This is a genomic window from Aquabacterium soli (genome assembly GCF_003933735.1).
In the GTDB taxonomy this organism is placed as follows: Bacteria; Pseudomonadota; Gammaproteobacteria; order Burkholderiales; family Burkholderiaceae_C; genus Aquabacterium; species Aquabacterium soli.
In genome coordinates, this window is record NZ_RSED01000008.1 from 122,612 (window position 1) to 138,170 (window position 15,559).

Annotated in this window: 15 protein-coding genes; 6 read left to right on the forward strand and 9 right to left on the reverse strand. The window is 66.6% G+C overall.

The window, feature by feature from the left end:
- Window positions 1-187: 187 nt before the first annotated feature.
- The 4 genes from EIP75_RS11885 to EIP75_RS11900 are packed head-to-tail and all read right to left on the reverse strand — an operon-like array spanning window position 188 to window position 5,050.
- A complete protein-coding gene (locus EIP75_RS11885; RefSeq protein WP_199758567.1) occupies window positions 188-1,624 on the reverse strand; it encodes an HlyD family type I secretion periplasmic adaptor subunit in 1,437 nt (478 codons plus the stop codon).
- A gap of 13 nt (window positions 1,625-1,637) precedes the next feature.
- Window positions 1,638-3,869: a type I secretion system permease/ATPase gene (locus EIP75_RS11890; protein ID WP_125243482.1), complete on the reverse strand. Its 2,232-nt coding sequence runs from the start codon at window positions 3,867-3,869 to the stop codon at window positions 1,638-1,640.
- A gap of 54 nt (window positions 3,870-3,923) precedes the next feature.
- A complete protein-coding gene (locus tag EIP75_RS11895; protein WP_125243483.1) occupies window positions 3,924-4,469 on the reverse strand; it encodes an NUDIX hydrolase in 546 nt (181 codons plus the stop codon).
- Between the two features lie 41 nt (window positions 4,470-4,510).
- On the reverse strand, window positions 4,511-5,050 hold the full coding sequence (locus EIP75_RS11900; RefSeq protein ID WP_158622830.1) for a chorismate--pyruvate lyase family protein: 540 nt from the start codon (window positions 5,048-5,050) through the stop codon (window positions 4,511-4,513).
- Between the two features lie 158 nt (window positions 5,051-5,208).
- Here EIP75_RS11900 and pgeF point away from each other — a divergent pair, with 158 nt between their 5' ends.
- On the forward strand, window positions 5,209-6,108 hold the full coding sequence (gene pgeF / locus EIP75_RS11905) for a peptidoglycan editing factor PgeF (protein ID WP_233584817.1): 900 nt from the start codon (window positions 5,209-5,211) through the stop codon (window positions 6,106-6,108).
- Here the strand turns inward: pgeF and EIP75_RS11910 are convergent.
- On the reverse strand, window positions 6,028-6,324 hold the full coding sequence (locus EIP75_RS11910) for a hypothetical protein (protein ID WP_125243485.1): 297 nt from the start codon (window positions 6,322-6,324) through the stop codon (window positions 6,028-6,030). The two genes, pgeF and EIP75_RS11910, sit on opposite strands and share 81 nt — an antisense overlap.
- 165 nt (window positions 6,325-6,489) lie before the next feature.
- Between EIP75_RS11910 and phaC the strand changes: the two genes are divergently transcribed.
- The 3 genes from phaC (at window position 6,490) to phbB (ending at window position 10,504) form a co-directional block, all read left to right on the forward strand.
- Complete coding sequence (phaC, locus tag EIP75_RS11915; protein ID WP_125243486.1) at window positions 6,490-8,397, forward strand: class I poly(R)-hydroxyalkanoic acid synthase; 1,908 nt, start codon at window positions 6,490-6,492, stop codon at window positions 8,395-8,397.
- A gap of 67 nt (window positions 8,398-8,464) precedes the next feature.
- Complete coding sequence (locus tag EIP75_RS11920) at window positions 8,465-9,643, forward strand: acetyl-CoA C-acetyltransferase (RefSeq protein WP_125243487.1); 1,179 nt, start codon at window positions 8,465-8,467, stop codon at window positions 9,641-9,643.
- A gap of 120 nt (window positions 9,644-9,763) precedes the next feature.
- Window positions 9,764-10,504 carry an acetoacetyl-CoA reductase gene (gene phbB / locus EIP75_RS11925; RefSeq protein WP_125243488.1) on the forward strand — a complete coding sequence of 247 codons (741 nt, stop codon included), beginning with the start codon at window positions 9,764-9,766 and terminating at the stop codon, window positions 10,502-10,504.
- 502 nt (window positions 10,505-11,006) lie between these two features.
- On the opposite strand, the gene EIP75_RS11930 is transcribed toward phbB, so the two are convergent.
- Both EIP75_RS11930 and lexA read right to left on the reverse strand, forming a co-directional pair.
- Window positions 11,007-11,261: a hypothetical protein gene (locus tag EIP75_RS11930; RefSeq protein WP_125243489.1), complete on the reverse strand. Its 255-nt coding sequence runs from the start codon at window positions 11,259-11,261 to the stop codon at window positions 11,007-11,009.
- 141 nt (window positions 11,262-11,402) lie between these two features.
- Window positions 11,403-12,119 (reverse strand): transcriptional repressor LexA, encoded by a 717-nt coding sequence (gene lexA / locus EIP75_RS11935; protein WP_125243490.1) that lies wholly within the window; start codon window positions 12,117-12,119, stop codon window positions 11,403-11,405.
- 81 nt (window positions 12,120-12,200) lie between these two features.
- On the opposite strand from lexA, the gene EIP75_RS11940 reads away from it, so the two are divergent.
- Complete coding sequence (locus EIP75_RS11940; protein WP_233584818.1) at window positions 12,201-13,220, forward strand: asparaginase; 1,020 nt, start codon at window positions 12,201-12,203, stop codon at window positions 13,218-13,220.
- A gap of 27 nt (window positions 13,221-13,247) precedes the next feature.
- Here EIP75_RS11940 and EIP75_RS11945 read toward each other — a convergent pair whose 3' ends face one another.
- Window positions 13,248-13,850 (reverse strand): methylamine utilization protein, encoded by a 603-nt coding sequence (locus EIP75_RS11945; RefSeq protein WP_125243491.1) that lies wholly within the window; start codon window positions 13,848-13,850, stop codon window positions 13,248-13,250.
- A gap of 90 nt (window positions 13,851-13,940) precedes the next feature.
- Window positions 13,941-14,399 carry a group I truncated hemoglobin gene (locus EIP75_RS11950; RefSeq protein ID WP_158622831.1) on the reverse strand — a complete coding sequence of 153 codons (459 nt, stop codon included), beginning with the start codon at window positions 14,397-14,399 and terminating at the stop codon, window positions 13,941-13,943.
- Between the two features lie 138 nt (window positions 14,400-14,537).
- Here EIP75_RS11950 and EIP75_RS11955 point away from each other — a divergent pair, with 138 nt between their 5' ends.
- The gene (locus EIP75_RS11955; protein ID WP_125243493.1) at window positions 14,538-15,512 is read left to right on the forward strand and encodes a DUF3034 family protein; all 975 of its coding nucleotides are present in this window, start codon (window positions 14,538-14,540) and stop codon (window positions 15,510-15,512) included.
- Window positions 15,513-15,559: the final 47 nt, after the last annotated feature.

A 15,559-nucleotide genomic window follows, 5' to 3' on the forward strand; every position in this document is an offset into this window, starting at 1 on the left:
TAAGCCCCTTCGTCAGGCCGTCCGCGGTTTCCGAAAGCCGGAGGCGCGCAAACCGACGAACGAACCCATGGCTCAAGCTGGCCGCTATTTCGACCGAATCGAACGGAAATGAAGGAATTGCGCACGGATTCGTGCCGCCGATGGGCCCATTGCGCCCAGAGCCTTCCCAGGCCCCGGGCTGCCGACATCAGCGCTCTCGCAGCGCGTAGTTCTTGGCCTTGAGAACCGGCTTGAGCAGGTAGGCCATCACGGTCTTCTTGCCCGTGAGAATGTCCACTTCGGCCGTCATGCCCGGGATGATCGGCATCTTCTCGCCGAAATTGGGCAGGGTGGTGCGCACCCGCACCACGTAATAGGTGTTGATGCCGCGCTCGTCCGTGATGGTGTCGGGGCTGATGTTCTCGACCTTGGCATCCAGGCCGCCATAGATGGAGAAATCGTAGGAGGTGAACTTGACGGTGGCGGCCTGACCCGGGTGGATGAAGGCAATGTCCTTGGGTTGCACGCGCGCCTCCAGCACCAGGGCGTCGTCCAGCGGCACGATCTCGACGATGTCCTTGCCAGGCTGCACCACGCCGCCCACGGTGTTGGCCATCAGGCGCTGCACCCGGCCCCGCACGGGTGATTTCACCTGGGCCTTGTCCACCTTGTCGACCAGCGCCACGGCGCCTTCATTCATGCTGTTGAGGCGGCTCAGCGTTTCGGACAGTTCCTTGCGGGCTTCGTTGCGGAAAGAAAGCTCTGTCTCCTGGATCTTGCGGGACGCCTCGGCGATGGAGGCCTGCACACGGGCGCTCTGGGCCCCGGCCTGCTCCATGTCGCCTCGGGACCGGGTCAGGTCACGCTCCAGCCGCAGGATCTCCACCTCGGAGACAGCGCCAGTGGTCAACAAGGGCTTGGTCTTGTTCAGTTCCTGTTGCGACAGCTCCAGGCTGCGGGTGGCCGATTCGCGTTTGGCGCGCACTTCGCTGAGCTCCTGCTGGCGTTGCGCCAGCTGCTGCTGGCTGATGCCGATCAGGGCCGACAACTCCGAGCGCCGGGAATCGTAGAGCTGGGTTTCTTCGTCGACGACACGCTGCTCTTCGGGGCCACTGGCGATCGGTGGCACGAAGCTCGTGCCCTCGGCCAGTGATTTCAGGCGGATGGCCTTGACCTTCAGCGAGAAGGTCTGCGCGGCGCTCTCGCGCACGCCGGAGGTGGCGCGCGTCTCGTCGATCTTGAGCAGCATCTGGCCAGCCTCGACCACCTGGCCTTCCTGCACCAGGATCTCGGTGACCACGCCGCCGTCCAGCGCCTGGATCACCTGCAGCTGCTTGGAGGGCACCACCTTGGCTTCGCCCTTGGTCACCTCGTCCACGTGGGCGAACGAGGCCCAGACGATCAGCAGCACCACGATCAGCAGGGCGGTGCGCACCAGGGTCTGGGCGCGGTAGGTGGTGGCGGTGGACATCACCGCGTCGGCCTCCATCTCGAAATTGCGCATGCCGGCCGCTTCGGCCGTGGCGGGCGAGATGCGGGGGCCCGTGATGCGGTCGAGGACGCGGTCGGTGATGGGTGCCAGGCGCAGGCGGATGGATTCGAGCAGGCCCAGGATCGACTTGCCGGCGTTCATGAGGATTTTCATGGTCGTGGGTTCCTCAGCTGGCGCGGGCGATGCGTCCTGCGGACAGTGCCTGCAGGATGCGCTCACGGGGCCCGTCGGCCACGATCTTGCCCTGGTCGACCACGATCACGCGGTCCACGAAGGCCAGCATGGAGGTGCGGTGCGTCACCAGCAGCACCGTCTTGCCCTGAGTGAACTCGGCCATGCGCTGCGTGACGAAGGCTTCGGTCGAGAAGTCCATCGCGCTGGTAGGTTCGTCCAGCAGCAGCAGCGGCGCGTTGTGCAGTACCGCGCGGGCGATGCCCACGCTCTGGCGCTGGCCGCCTGACAGCAGCTCGCCGCGCTCGCCCACCTGCATGTCAAAGCCTTGAGGATGGCGGTGCACGAAATCGGTCATGCCGGCCATCTCGGCCGCAGCCACCACGGATTCGTCCACCGCGTGGGGCATGCCGAAGGTGATGTTGTCGCGCAGCGAGCCGTAGAACAGGGTCACATCCTGCGAGACATAGCCCAGGTTGCGGCGCACGTCGGCCGGGTCCAGCTGGCGCATGTCGATGCCGTCCAGCAGCACCGAGCCTTCCTTGGGCTGGTACAGGCCCAGCACCAGTTTCTGGATCGTGGTCTTGCCCGAACCCACCTTGCCGATGAAGGCTACTTTCTCGCCCGCGTTGATCTTGAAGCTCAGGCCATCGAGGGCCGCATCCTGCCGATTGGGGTAGGCGAAGGACACGTTGCGGAACTCGATCTCGCCCTTGAGCTCGCGGCGCTGGATGAAGGTCTTGCCTTCGGGGCGCTCGACGGGCTTTTCCATGATCTGCTCGAGCGATTCGAGCGCGGTGCGCGCGCCCTGGTACTGCATCAGCAGGCCCACGATCTGCCCGGCAGGCGCCAGCGCACGGCCGGCCAGCATGTTGGCCGCGATCAGGCCCCCCATGGTCAGGCTCTTGTCGGTGATCAGGTACACGCCGATGATCACGATGGTGACCGAGACCAGTTGCTGCAAGGTCGAGGTGGTGTACATGGCGCTGGACGACAGCCCGCGCATCTTCACGTTGGTGGCGGCCAGGAACTCGTTGGCCCGCTCCCAGCGCGACTGGATCACGCCCTCGGCGCCCTGTGCCTTGATGGTCTCGATGCCGGTCAGGCTCTCGACCAGCGTGGCGTTGCGCTGGGCCGAGGCCTGGTAGGTGGTCTGCGACAGCTCGTGCAGGCGGTGTTGCAGCACGTAGCCGGCCACCAGCACGATCAGGAACACGGTGACCACGGGGATCACCAGCCAGGGCGAGATCCAGGCGATGACCGCCACGAACAGCAGGCCGAAAGGCAGGTCGATCAGCGCGGTGACGGTGCTCGAGGCGATGAAATCGCGCACCTGCTCGAAACCGCGCAGGTTGGATGCGAAGGAGCCGACCGACTGGGGTCGGTTCTCCAGCTTCATGCCCAGCACGCTTTCCATCAGCCGCGCCGAGATCTTGACGTCGATGCGGGCGCTGGCCTCGTCCACGAAGTGGCTGCGCAGCAGGCGCATGAACAGATCGCTGCCCAGCACCAGCGCCACGCCCACGGCCAGGGCCCACAATGTTTCGACCGCATGGTTGGGCACCACCCGGTCGTACACGTTCATCGAGAACAGCGGGAAGGCCAGCGCGAAGATGTTGACCAGCAGCGCGGCCCACAGCACATCCTTGTAGACGAAGCGCTGGGCCAGCACGGCGCCCCAGAACCAGTGGCCGGATTTGGTGGCCCGCACCTCTGGTGCGCGTTCGTCGAACCGGAAATGCGGCCGGGCGAACAGCACGGCGCCGCTGTAGCGACTGGTCAGTTCGTCGGGGCTCAGGGTGATGGCACCCTGTCCGGTTTCAGGGAAGAGCACGCGCAGGCGCCCATCGCTCTCGCGTCCCAGCAGCACGCAGGCATGGTGGCCGTGCAGCAGCAGGATGGCCGGCAGCGTCAACGGATCGATCTGGTCCACCGGCAGGCGCTGCACGCGCGTGGCCAGCCCGGCGCGGGCGGCGGCGCGTTCGGCCAGCGTGAGCGACAAGGGCCCCTTGTCCAGCGGCAGCCCGGCCGACAGCGATGCCCGCGAGGCGGACACCCCGTGCAGGCGGCACACCTCGATCAGGCAGTCGAGCAGGGGGTCGGGGCCGATCAGGTCTTCGCGCAGGCGCAGCGCGGTGGCAGCCTCTTGTGCGGAAGGATTTGAAGGGCTGGGAGGAGCATCGGTGGGCGCCAGCGGGCCTGCCTGTGGTTTATCGGGTGCGTTCATGAGCCTGTTGCGTGGCCTGTGTGGGGGCCGGCGCGCTGAGAGTCAACCGGGTCTTCAGCGGATATCGGCACAATGCACGCCGAATTGACCCGTGCTGCGGTCGGCAAAGAATCGTTCCAGCGTCAATTTCACTGTCCGGAAGGCCAACTCCTGCCACGGAATGTCGGCCTCGGAGAACAGCTTGGCCTCGATGGTCTCGGGGCCGGGGTTGAAATCGGTGTCCAGCAGGCGGGCGCGGTAGAAGAAATGCACCTGGCCGGCACTGACCACATCCATCACGCAATACAAGCCTTGCATCTCGATGCGGGCGCCGGCTTCCTCGTCGGTTTCCCGGCGGGCGCCTTCCTCGCAAGTCTCGCCCAGTTCCATGAACCCTGCAGGCAGGGTCCAGTAACCCTTGCGAGGCTCGATGTTTCGGCGGCACAGCAGCACCTGGTCACCCCAGACGGGCAGGGTGCCCACGACGTTCAGCGGGTTGACATACTGGATGTGCGCGCACGACGGACAGACGGCTCTTTCCCGGTTGTCGTCATCAGGGATGCGATGTTCGACCCGGGTGCCACACATGGGGCAATGCTCGATGCGCCGTGAAAAATGCATGGCCCCGAGTGTAGAGCATGGGCATGGCCCACCTCGGGCGCTCAGGGGGTGAAGCGCCTGCGCATCCCGGGCGAAAACGACTCCATCACCCGCAGCGGCAGGCCGTGGTGCCAGAACACCGATTGACGTGCCCAGCCGGGAGCGCGGCCAGCGCTTGCCGAAGGCGGCCGCCGATCCACTCGGTGCCAGTCTCGGCGCGCCCGGGCCTGCTCTGGCCCGGCTCTCCGCCAGGCGTGTTGTGTCAGGCGGCCTCGGCGCACACGGGCATGGCTGAACAGCAGTTCAGCCAGGGGGCGTGAACCCAGGCCCTTGAGCGCTTTCCAGGGCCCCTTGAGCGCGCGCTGGCTGGTGACGCTGCGCGCCCACACCACCGGCTGGCCGTCCAGGCACAGGATCACCTCGCGCACATGGCCGCTGGCCTGTTTCAGCAGTCGGCGTTCGGCTGGCCACAAGCGCCGGGTGCCCTGGCTCATCACTTCCACGTGCACGGTGCCCAGGGCCCGAAGGCGGGCCGTGAGCGAGCCGGGGGCCTTCAGCCAGCGGCGCAGGGCTGGCGACACCGGTTGTACGGGCCAGCTCACGGCACGGGCCTGTCGGGCCCGCGCGCCGGATACATGGGAAACGGAACGGGGTAGCATCGGGGCGGGATCATAGCCTCGCGCTTGTCGGGGCCTGTCCGCTTTCTGCTGTCATGGCGCTGCCGTTCCTGCATGAAGCCGGCGCCTTTTTGTCACCCTCCATGCCGATGACCACCCGTCTCGACCCTCCCGACGATGCCCTGGGGCCTTTGCAATGGCCCATGCAGGCCGGTGTGCGTGCCTGGATGAGCACGAGGCGCTGGCCGACCGGGCTGGCCGGGGCCGTGCCCATCCGGCCCAGCCTGCCTCCTTTCGACGATGCCAACCTGGGCGACCATGTCGGCGACGATCCGGCGACCGTTGCGGCACACCGGCTGGCCCTGGCCCAGGCGATGCAGGCCGACCCGGTCTGGCTGCGCCAGGTGCACGGCCACCGCGTAGTGCAACTGGGGCGGGACGGGGACGGGGGCGGGGGCTGGCAGGTTGATGGCCAAGCTTGGGATCCCGCACAGCCGGTCGAGGCCGACGGCAGCTGGACCACCGAACCCGGGGTGGTCTGCACAGTGATGGTGGCCGACTGCCTGCCAGTGCTGCTGGCCGCGCCCCAAGGCCGTGGCGTGGCGGCCCTGCATGCGGGTTGGCGCGGCCTGGCCGGTGCGGGCAGCCTGGCCGGGCAGGGCGTGCTGGAGTCTGGCGTGGCCGCCTTGTGTGCTGGTGCCAGCTGCGAGCCGGCCGAGCTGCAGGCCTGGCTGGGGCCTTGCATCGGGCCGCAATCTTTCGAAGTGAGCGAGGACGTGCTGCGTGGTTTCGGTGTTGACCCGGATGCTGCGGTGACGCCGCATTTCCAGCTTTTGCCTTCCACTGGCCAGCAGACGCCTCGGAAATGGCTGGCCGATCTGCCCGGCCTGGCCCGCCAGCGCCTGGCCGCTCAAGGTGTCAGCCTGGTGGCTGGCGGCCGCTGGTGCACCGTGAGCGATGCTTCACGGTTCTTTTCCTTCCGGCGCGATGGGGTCACCGGGCGGCAGGCCGCCTGCATCTGGCTGGAGCGGGGCAGCCGCTGAGGGGGCTGCGGCACCCTGCCGTTCGGCGGCTTCCTGTTCGCGCAGCCGGCGCCGACGCATCGGGGTGTTCATCAAATAGATCACCAGCGCCAGCGGCGCCACCCCATACAGCAGCAGGGTGATGATGCCGCCCAGGATGGATCCCTGCGGGCCGAAGGCCTCCGCCACGGCCATCATCACGGCCACATATATCCAGGCAATCACCACGATCCACATGGGGAGTATTGTGACTGTTGTCCGCGGTCATCAAACGGCCTGGCAAAACCGCGTAAAAACAGGGTCTGTGCCATGCCGTCTGGAAAAAACAGCCCAGAATAGGCGTGCATGCCGCGTCTCTCAACGACGCTGTCCACCGTTGAAAGAGCCCATAAGAGGAGACCTATGGCCGACACACCACGGCGCCGCGCATCCACCGCGGTCAAGAAGCCTGTTTCGTCCGACAAGACCGTGTCCTCGGGTGCCGGCAAGGTGCCCCTGAAGTCGGTGCCGCAGCCGCGCGCGCGCACTGCCGCCTCGCCCATCAAGGACAAGCCGGCCGGTACTGCGCGGGGCCGCGCCGCCAATGCATCGCAGGCGCCGGCGCCCGGGGCACAGGCCAGTGCTTTCGGCGTGCCGCCAGCGGCCGCCACCGCCGTGGATGCAGCAGAAACCGTGGCCCAAGAGGTCGGATCCCTGGCACAGTCGGTGGCCAGCCTGAGTGTGGCGCCGGACCGGCTGATCCAGATCCAGCAGGACTACCTCCAGCAGGCCTCCGATCTGTGGAACAGGGCGCTCTCACAGCCTGAGAGCCTGGCGCTGAAAGACAAGCGCTTTGCCTCGCCAGAGTGGACACGCCAGCCTGGCTCGGCCTTCATGGCCTCCATGTACCTGCTCAATGCCAGCACGCTCAAGCAGCTGGCCGACAGCCTGCAGGGCGATGACAAGACCCGCGAGCGCGTGCGCTTTGCTGTGCAGCAATGGGTGGATGCAGCGTCGCCATCCAACTTCCTGGCGCTGAACCCCGAGGCGCAGAAGCTGGCCATCGACACCCAGGGCGAGAGCCTCAAGCAGGGCATGCAGCACCTGCTGGGCGACATCCGCCAGGGCCACATGTCGCAGACCGACGAGTCCGTGTTCGAGGTGGGCCGCAATGTGGCCACCACCGAGGGCACCGTGGTCTTCGAGAACCCCTTCTTCCAGCTGATCGAGTACAAGCCACTGACCGACAAGGTGCACGAGCGGCCCTTCCTGCTGGTGCCGCCGTGCATCAACAAGTACTACATCCTCGATCTGCAGCCCGAGAACTCGCTGGTGCGCTATGCCCTGTCGCAGGGGCAGCGCGTGTTCATCGTCAGCTGGGTCAATGCCGACGAGAGCCTGGCGCAGGCCACTTGGGACGACTACACCGAGCAAGGTGTGATGCGTGCCATCCAGGCCGTGCAGGACATCACCGGTGTCGAGCAGATCAATGCCCTGGGCTTCTGCATCGGCGGCACCTTGCTGGCCTCGGCTCTGGCGGTGCTCGATGCGCGCGACGAACACCCGGTCGCCAGCCTGACCCTGCTCACGTCCTTCCTGGATTTCGTCAACACGGGCACCATCGATGTCTTCGTGGACGAGGCCCTGGTGCACATGCGCGAGCTGACCATCGGCGCGCAGAGCCCGCAGGGCGGCGGCCTGATGAAGGGCGGCGAGCTGGCCACCACCTTCTCATTCCTGCGCGCCAACGACCTGGTGTGGAACTATGTGGTGGGCAATTACCTCAAGGGTGAGACGCCTCCCGCATTCGACCTGCTGTACTGGAACAGCGACAGCACCAACCTGCCCGGGCCGATGTACTGCTGGTACCTGCGAAACACCTACCTGGAAAACAAGCTGAAACAGCCGAACGCGCTGAAGGTGTGCGGCACGCCGCTCGACCTGGGGCGCCTGCGCATGCCGACCTTCGTCTACGGCTCGCGCGAAGACCACATCGTGCCCTGGGACAGCGCCTATGCCTCCACGCAACTGGTGAAGGGGCCGACCACCTTCGTGCTGGGCGCCTCCGGGCACATCGCCGGGGTGATCAACCCGCCCGAGAAAAAGAAGCGCAGCTTCTGGCAGACCCGCTCAGGCGCCAAGGCCTTGCCGGCCAAGGCCGGCGACTGGCTTCAGACGGCTGAAGAGCAGCCTGGCAGCTGGTGGCCCACCTGGGCCGCGTGGCTGGAACAACACAGTGGCCGCCTGATCAAGGCCCCGACCTCGGCGGGATCTAAGGACTATCCCGCAATCGAGCCTGCGCCAGGCCGCTATGTGAAGCGCCGGGCGTGAATTTTGCGAGTTGCCTGCTATGGTTGGCCGCACAGGCCAGCGGGCTTGACCCCTGAAGGAGAACACCATGACCGACATCGTGATCGTCGCTGCCGCCCGCACTGCGGTGGGCAAGTTCGGTGGCACGCTGGCCAAGACGCCTGCGGCCGAGCTGGGCGCCGTCGTCATCCAGGACCTGCTCAGGCGCACGGGGCTCACCGGCGAGCAGATCAGTGAAGTCATCCTGGGCCAGGTGCTGCAGGCTGGCTGTGGCCAGAATCCGGCGCGCCAGGCGGTCATCAAGTCCGGCCTGCCGCAAGGCGTGCCGGCCTACACCATCAACAAGGTCTGCGGTTCGGGCCTGAAGGCCGTGATGCTGGCCGTGCAGGCCATCCGTGACGGTGATTCGGACATCATCATCGCCGGCGGCCAGGAGAGCATGAGCCTGGCGCCGCATGTGCTGCCCGGCTCGCGTGACGGCCAGCGCATGGGCAATTGGTCGATGATCGATTCCATGATCACCGACGGCCTGTGGGACGTCTACAACCAGTACCACATGGGCATCACCGCCGAGAACGTGGCCAAGCAGTACAGCATCAGCCGCGCCGAGCAGGATGCGCTGGCCCTGGCCTCGCAGCAGAAGGCGGCGGCCGCGCAGGAGTCCGGCCGCTTCAAGGACGAGATCGTGCCGGTGAGCATCGCGCAGAAGAAGGGCGATCCCATCGTGTTCGACGCGGACGAATACATCAACCGCAAGACCAACGCCGAGGCGCTGGCCGGCCTGCGCCCAGCCTTCGACAAGGCCGGCAGCGTGACGGCGGGCAATGCCTCCGGTCTGAACGATGGCGCCGCGGGCGTGGTCGTGATGAGCGCCAAGAAGGCCGAGCAACTGGGCCTCACACCGCTGGCGCGCATCGCCTCGTACGCCAGTGCCGCCCTGGATCCGGCCTACATGGGCATGGGCCCGGTGCCGGCCTCGCGCCGCGCGCTCGAGCGCGCCGGCTGGAAGCCCGCTGACCTGGACTTGCTCGAGATCAACGAGGCCTTTGCCGCACAGGCTTGTGCCGTGCACAAGGAAATGGGCTGGGACACCAGCAAGGTCAACGTGAACGGTGGCGCCATCGCCATTGGTCACCCGATCGGCGCCTCGGGCTGCCGCATCCTGGTCACCCTGCTGCACGAGATGCAGAAGCGCGATGCCAAGAAGGGCATCGCCTCTCTGTGCATTGGCGGCGGCATGGGCGTGGCCCTGACCGTCGAGCGGTGATCGGTCTCTGGCCGGCATCTTGCTCTTTGCATCCTGACAAGCCGGTGCCGCCCATTGAAAGGCGGCCGGCTTTCTCTTACCAACGATAGCGTTCACATCCCCAACGAGGAGTACTCAAAAATGGCTCAAAAAGTGGCTTACGTGACTGGCGGCATGGGTGGCATCGGCACGTCCATCTGCCAACGCCTGCACCGTGACGGCCTGGTCGTCATCGCCGGCTGTGGCCCCAGCCGTGACCACGTGAAGTGGCTGGATGAGCAAAAGGCCCTGGGCTACAACAACTTCTACGCCTCCGTGGGCAATGTGGCCGATTGGGATTCCACCGTCGAAGCCTTCAAGAAGGCCCGCGCCGAGCACGGCCCGATCGATGTGCTGGTCAACAACGCCGGCATCACGCGTGACGGCATGTTCCGCAAGATGAGCAAGGCCGATTGGGACGCGGTGATGGACACCAACCTCAACAGCCTGTTCAACGTGACCAAGCAGGTCATCGACGACATGGTGGAGCGTGGCTGGGGCCGCATTGTCAACATCAGCTCGGTCAACGGCGAGAAGGGCCAGTTCGGCCAGACCAACTACTCTGCCGCCAAGGCTGGCATGCACGGCTTCACGATGGCCCTGGCGCAGGAAGTGGCCAACAAGGGCGTGACGGTGAACACCGTGTCGCCGGGCTACATCGGCACGGACATGGTCCGCGCGATCCGCCAGGATGTGCTGGACAAGATCGTGGCCACGATCCCTGTGAAGCGCCTGGGCACGCCGGAAGAGATCGCGTCGATGGTCTCGTGGGTGTCCAGCGATGAAGCCGGGTTTGCCACGGGCGCTGATTTCTCGATCAACGGCGGGCTGCACATGGGTTGATGGTGTGTGGCGCTTGTTGGCCTTGGCTTTATGCCCTGGCAGGCGGCGTGCAACAAAGATTTGATCCCCATAGGCCGCTTGGTCTATGGGGATTTTCTTTGCCTGAGGTGGCGTGATCGCTTTGGCGTGGCAGCGCGGGGCGCGGGATGTGTGCGCATCCGGCCGGGCGCCTGTGTTGTCGGTCCTGCCTGCGGCAGGACTGCCTTGCGATGCTCGCGGCAAGGTGGGGTCGCAGAACTCGCTACGCGGCTTCGCCGCTGCGCTCAAACAGCTGCGACCAGTCAGTTGAATGAAGCACGCGCTGCGCGCCGCGTGCCCACCTCGCCGCTGCGCTTCTCAGCGCCAACGAAGGCGCCCGGCCGGCTGCCACCACATCCCTTGTTCGCCCCGCTGGTGGCGTGCGACGAAGGCGGGCTCGTGTACAGAATAGAAGGAGAGAAGGAGAGCGGCGAGGCCTTGCTCTGCAAGCCCAGGGCTTGGTGATGGGCCGAATGGCCAGCCGTCAGGCGGCAGCTTCCAGCTCGACGACCATGCGGTCGAGTGCGGCGCAGACATCGGCAAAGCGGCCGGCGATCATGGTGCGGCGGCCATCGGCCGGATCGCGGCGGATGCGCAGGTGGCCGACCAGGGGCATGAGCTGGGCGCTCGCCGCAGGTGCGCTGGGCGCGGCAGCTGCCGAAGGTGTGCGTTGAGCGGCAGACGCTTGGGCGCGGACCTGCTCACGAACAGCCAGGGCGCGTGCGAAGTGATGAATCATGGTGAACTCCGATCAGACTGGAAGTTCGGCAGGATTCCGGCAGAACCGTTGATGCTCAGGATCGCTCCGTGCTGGCCTGGCGGCCGGGACGGAACAAATGCCCGCCACCTGTGCATCAACGGGGGTGTCAGTGCCGCTGGGCTACAGCAGCATGTGGTTGCGGATCAGCCCGACCGCCAAGCCTTCGAGTTCGAACTCGGGGTGGTCGGGGGGGACGATGATGGGTTCGAAATCAGGGTTCTCTGGCAGCAGTGAAATGCCTTTGGGCGTGCGCTGGAAACGCTTGACGGTGACCTCGTCACCCAGGCGCGCCACCACGATCTGGCCATTGCGGGCCTCGCGGGTACGGGCCACGGCCAGCAGGTCGCCATCGAGGATGCCGATGTCCTTCATGCTCATGCCCTTGACGCGCAGCAGGTAGTCAGGGCGCTTGGCGAACATGCTGGCTTCGACGTTGTAGGTGCGCTCGATGGATTCCTGTGCCAGGATGGGGCTGCCGGCGGCCACGCGGCCGACCAGCGGCAGGGCCAGCTGTTCCAGGCCAGGCAGGGGAAGGCTCAGGCCGCCGAGCATCTGGCTGACCAGGCTGGGCTCATCGGCCGAGCGCTTGCGGACTTCGTTGACGGTGCGCAGGGTGCCGGCCTTGAGGCGGATGCCGCGTGAGGTGCCGCCCACGAGTTCGATGACGCCCTTGCGGGCCAGGGCCTGCAGGTGTTCTTCAGCGGCGTTGGCCGAGCGGAAACCCAGTTCGGCCGCGATCTCTGCCCGGGTGGGCGGCGCGCCGGTGCGCGCAATGGCACGCTGGATGAGCTCGAAGATCTGTTGCTGACGCGGTGTGAGTTTGGGTTTATCGTTCATGGCAACGCCCGTGGTTTGCTGTCATTTTATACAGGGCTGTTGCTTTGTCCAGTACTTTCGTGGCTTGATGGAGACGAACTCATGAATGACGTGGCCAATGCGGGCGTGAATGCCGGCGAAAATGCCGGCGTGATGGCGGACGTGGTGGTGGTGCTGGGCACCGGCGGTACGATCGCCGGCACATCCAGCACGGGGCAGGACCGGGATTACCGCGCTGCCCAGTTGGGTGTGGACGAACTCGTGGCGGCGGTGCCGGACAACGAGGGAGGCACCCTCGAGGCACGGCAGGTGGCCCAGATCGACAGCAAGGACATGGGCTGGCCCGTGTGGCGTGTGCTGCTGCAGGATCTGATCGAGGTGCTGGAGCGGCCCGAGGTGGCTGGTGTCGTCATCACCCATGGCACGGACACGCTGGAAGAAACCGCGTGGCTGCTGCACCTGCTGCTGCCGCCCGCCAAGCCGGTCGTGCTCACCGCGGCGATGCGCCCGGCCACGTCGGCCGAGGCGGATGGCCCTCGCAATCTGGACGATGCAGTGCACGTGGTGCGCTGGGCTGCGGACGCCGGGCTGGTGGGCGTCGTGGCGGTGCTGCAAGGGAACGTGTGGGCGGGCACCGAGGTGCGCAAGGCCCACAGTTGGCACATCGATGCCTTCGATGGCGGCGATGCACCGCCGCTGGCGCGGATCGAGGGCGGCCAGGTGTTGGGCACGCCGGACGTGGCCTGGGTGCCGCCCCGAGGGCAGTGGTCGCCGGCCTTCCTGGCACTGGATGGTCTGCCGCGCGTGGAGGTGGTCACCAGCCATGCGGATGCCGATGGCGCCGTGGTGGATGCACTGCTCCTGGCGGCAAGCGTGGACGGGGCCCGCCCGTTGCGGGGCCTGGTGGTGGCCTGCACAGGGCACGGCACCTGGCACCAGGGCCTGGAAGCCTCGCTGCTCAAGGCCCGTCGGGCCGGTGTGGTGGTGTGGCGCAGTTCGCGCGTGGCGCGGGGCGGCATCGAGCCCCGCCCCGACGACACCTGGCCGGTGGCCGGCCGGCTGACCCCGGCGCAGGCCCGTGTGGCACTGGCCGTGACGCTGGCCCTGCGGGATCTGGCCTGATCGCTTGCCAGGGCCGGTGGCCCGGGCTCACTTGCCCTTGAGCGTCACCGGCGCGCCGGTCCTGACCGGGATCTCGATGGGCGGTGTGGCCTCGCCCAGGGCGGGGTACCAGAGCTGGGCCTTGTGTTCGCCCGCCGGCACATCGATGGTCACCTTGCCTGCCGCATCGGTCGTGCCGAAGTAGGGAGTGTCCACCACGTGGATGTAGCCCACCATGGTGTCGTGGATGTTGCAGCCCAGTGTGGCCGTGCCCGGCTTGTCGAAGACCACCGGTGCGGCGGGGGTGCCCGCGTAGAGCTTGATCTCGAACTTGCGCGTGGGCGAGAACGAATAGACATGGTGCCGGACGGTGTCCAGGTTCGGGAAGTTCACCGCGGTGCCCGTCTGCACAGGCAGCACCGAGGGCGTGAAGCGCCGGTTCTTCTGGACCATGTCCACCACGGTGCCCGCAGGCGCGGTGGGCTTGCCCCCTTTCACGATCACCGACACGGCGGCCGAGGCGATGGGCTGTCCGGCGGCGTCCACCACGGTGAAGGTCTGGGGCGCGGCCATGGCATGGGCAGACAGCAGCGCCAGGGCGCCGATGGACAGGCTGTGCAGCAAGGGCAGGGGGTGTCGGGTGGTCGTCATGGCGTTTCCGTTTGCGCAAAGCCGCTGTGTTCAGGCCGGCGGCTGGGCCGTTGACTGGTGTCGTGGGTCGATCGACAGGGCCGGAGGCTCTCAATGCGTGACCATCTCGCGCCGGCTGGGGGCCAGGCGCCGCAGCAGTTCGTTCTTGGCGCCGTTGGGCACCCCGGCGGCGTCCATCTCTTCACGCAGCGTCTGCACGAGGGTATCGAATTCAGAGCCGCCCAGGTTCAGATCAGCGTGCGACTTCTGCATGTCCTGGCCCTCGTAGACGCAAGGGCCATCGGCCACCTTGCAGATGTAGTTGGCTACGCTGTCGATCAGGAAGGGCATCTTGATGCCCTTGAAGCTGCGCCCACGCACGGGATCGGCGGCGACGCGGCTCAGCGCCTTGCCGGTGAAGGTCTTGATCGTCTCTTCACCCCCGAGCTGCTGGTAGAGCGGCACATCGCTGCGGTAGGTGGTGGCGCAGCCGGTCCACAGCAGGGTGGCCAGGGCGGCGGCCAGCAGGGGGCGCATGGACAACAGGCGAGGGGTGGGGCGAGGTGGCATGACGTTCTCCATGATTTGGCGGCCATCTGCATTAATTTTCGCGGGATTGTGCCGATGACGATCTCAGCAATTGGGGGCCGGATGGTGGTTGTTTGTGCATTCCGACTCAATCGAGCGACCCTTACCTGGAACCCGGACATGAACAAGCCTCATCAACCCAAGGCCCCCTGGGATCATGATCCCGTCACCCCCCGTCTGGCAAGGGTGGTGGCTGCCCGCCGTGACAGCCGTCGGCTGGCCTGGCAGGGCTCGGTTCTGCTGGCCGGGGCGGTGGCGCTGTGGTGGGCCGATGCGGCACACGCCGGTGACCGCCTGCCGGCCACCTGGGGCGTCTCTTCCGTCGACGGCGCCGCTGGTGGGGGGCTGACGCCCTGGGCCGTGATCGGCGGCACGGGGTCCAGCGATCAGGTGGGCGGCTCGGTGGCCGTGACCGAGGTCAAGACGCGGGACCATCGTCTGCGTGTGGCTTCGGCCGCCGTGGGCATCAGGGACCGGGTGGAGCTCAGCATGGCCCGCTGGAGTTTCAAGGTCAGCGAGGACGTGATCCCGGGTGGCAAGTCGCTGGAGATGAGCGTGCTCGGCGCCAAGGTGAAGGTGGCTGGCAATGCCGTCTACGACCAGGACAGCTGGATGCCGCAGATCAGCGTCGGCGCGCTGTACAAGATGGCCGATGATGTCGACTTCCTGAAGGTGGTCGGTCTGCCCATCCGTTCCGACGAGGACGTCGAACTGTATGCCACTGCCACCAAGGTGTGGCTGGGAGCGCTGGCTGGCTACAACGTGCTGGGCAATGTCACCGTGCGCTGGACCCGCGCCAACCAGTTCGGCCTGCTGGGCTTTGGCAGTGAAGCCGAGCCCGACCACCACCTGGAGGTGGAGGGCAGCCTGGGCGTGATGCTGCGCGACGACCTGGTGCTGGGTGGCGAGTTCCGCAGCAAGCCTGACAACTTCGGCGCCGTGCCCGGCTTCGAGGAAGACAATGCCTACGACATCTTCCTGGCCTGGTTCCCGCATCGACACGTGAACATCACGGCCGCCTGGGTGGACCTGGGCAACATCGCCACGAAAGAGAAGCAGCGCGGCTGGTACCTGTCGGGCCAGTTGGCGTTCTGAGCACGCTTGTCCCAATTCCCTATCGGCAAGGCGGTCTCTTTACAGTA

Excerpts from the sequence above, each read along its gene's own strand:
- EIP75_RS11955 (WP_125243493.1), top strand. The coding sequence starts at position 14,538 with ATGAACAAGCCTCATCAACCCAAGGCCCCCTGGGATCATGATCCCGTC.
- phbB (WP_125243488.1), top strand. The coding sequence starts at position 9,764 with ATGGCTCAAAAAGTGGCTTACGTGACTGGCGGCATGGGTGGCATCGGC.
- EIP75_RS11945 (WP_125243491.1), bottom strand. The coding sequence starts at position 13,850 with ATGACGACCACCCGACACCCCCTGCCCTTGCTGCACAGCCTGTCCATC.
- EIP75_RS11950 (WP_158622831.1), bottom strand. The coding sequence starts at position 14,399 with ATGCCACCTCGCCCCACCCCTCGCCTGTTGTCCATGCGCCCCCTGCTG.
- lexA (WP_125243490.1), bottom strand. The coding sequence starts at position 12,119 with ATGAACGATAAACCCAAACTCACACCGCGTCAGCAACAGATCTTCGAG.
- pgeF (WP_233584817.1), top strand. The coding sequence starts at position 5,209 with ATGCCGATGACCACCCGTCTCGACCCTCCCGACGATGCCCTGGGGCCT.
- phaC (WP_125243486.1), top strand. The coding sequence starts at position 6,490 with ATGGCCGACACACCACGGCGCCGCGCATCCACCGCGGTCAAGAAGCCT.
- EIP75_RS11890 (WP_125243482.1), bottom strand. The coding sequence starts at position 3,869 with ATGAACGCACCCGATAAACCACAGGCAGGCCCGCTGGCGCCCACCGAT.
- EIP75_RS11930 (WP_125243489.1), bottom strand. The coding sequence starts at position 11,261 with ATGATTCATCACTTCGCACGCGCCCTGGCTGTTCGTGAGCAGGTCCGC.
- EIP75_RS11910 (WP_125243485.1), bottom strand. The coding sequence starts at position 6,324 with ATGTGGATCGTGGTGATTGCCTGGATATATGTGGCCGTGATGATGGCC.
- EIP75_RS11885 (WP_199758567.1), bottom strand. The coding sequence starts at position 1,624 with ATGAAAATCCTCATGAACGCCGGCAAGTCGATCCTGGGCCTGCTCGAA.
- EIP75_RS11895 (WP_125243483.1), bottom strand. The coding sequence starts at position 4,469 with ATGCATTTTTCACGGCGCATCGAGCATTGCCCCATGTGTGGCACCCGG.
- EIP75_RS11920 (WP_125243487.1), top strand. The coding sequence starts at position 8,465 with ATGACCGACATCGTGATCGTCGCTGCCGCCCGCACTGCGGTGGGCAAG.
- EIP75_RS11940 (WP_233584818.1), top strand. The coding sequence starts at position 12,201 with ATGAATGACGTGGCCAATGCGGGCGTGAATGCCGGCGAAAATGCCGGC.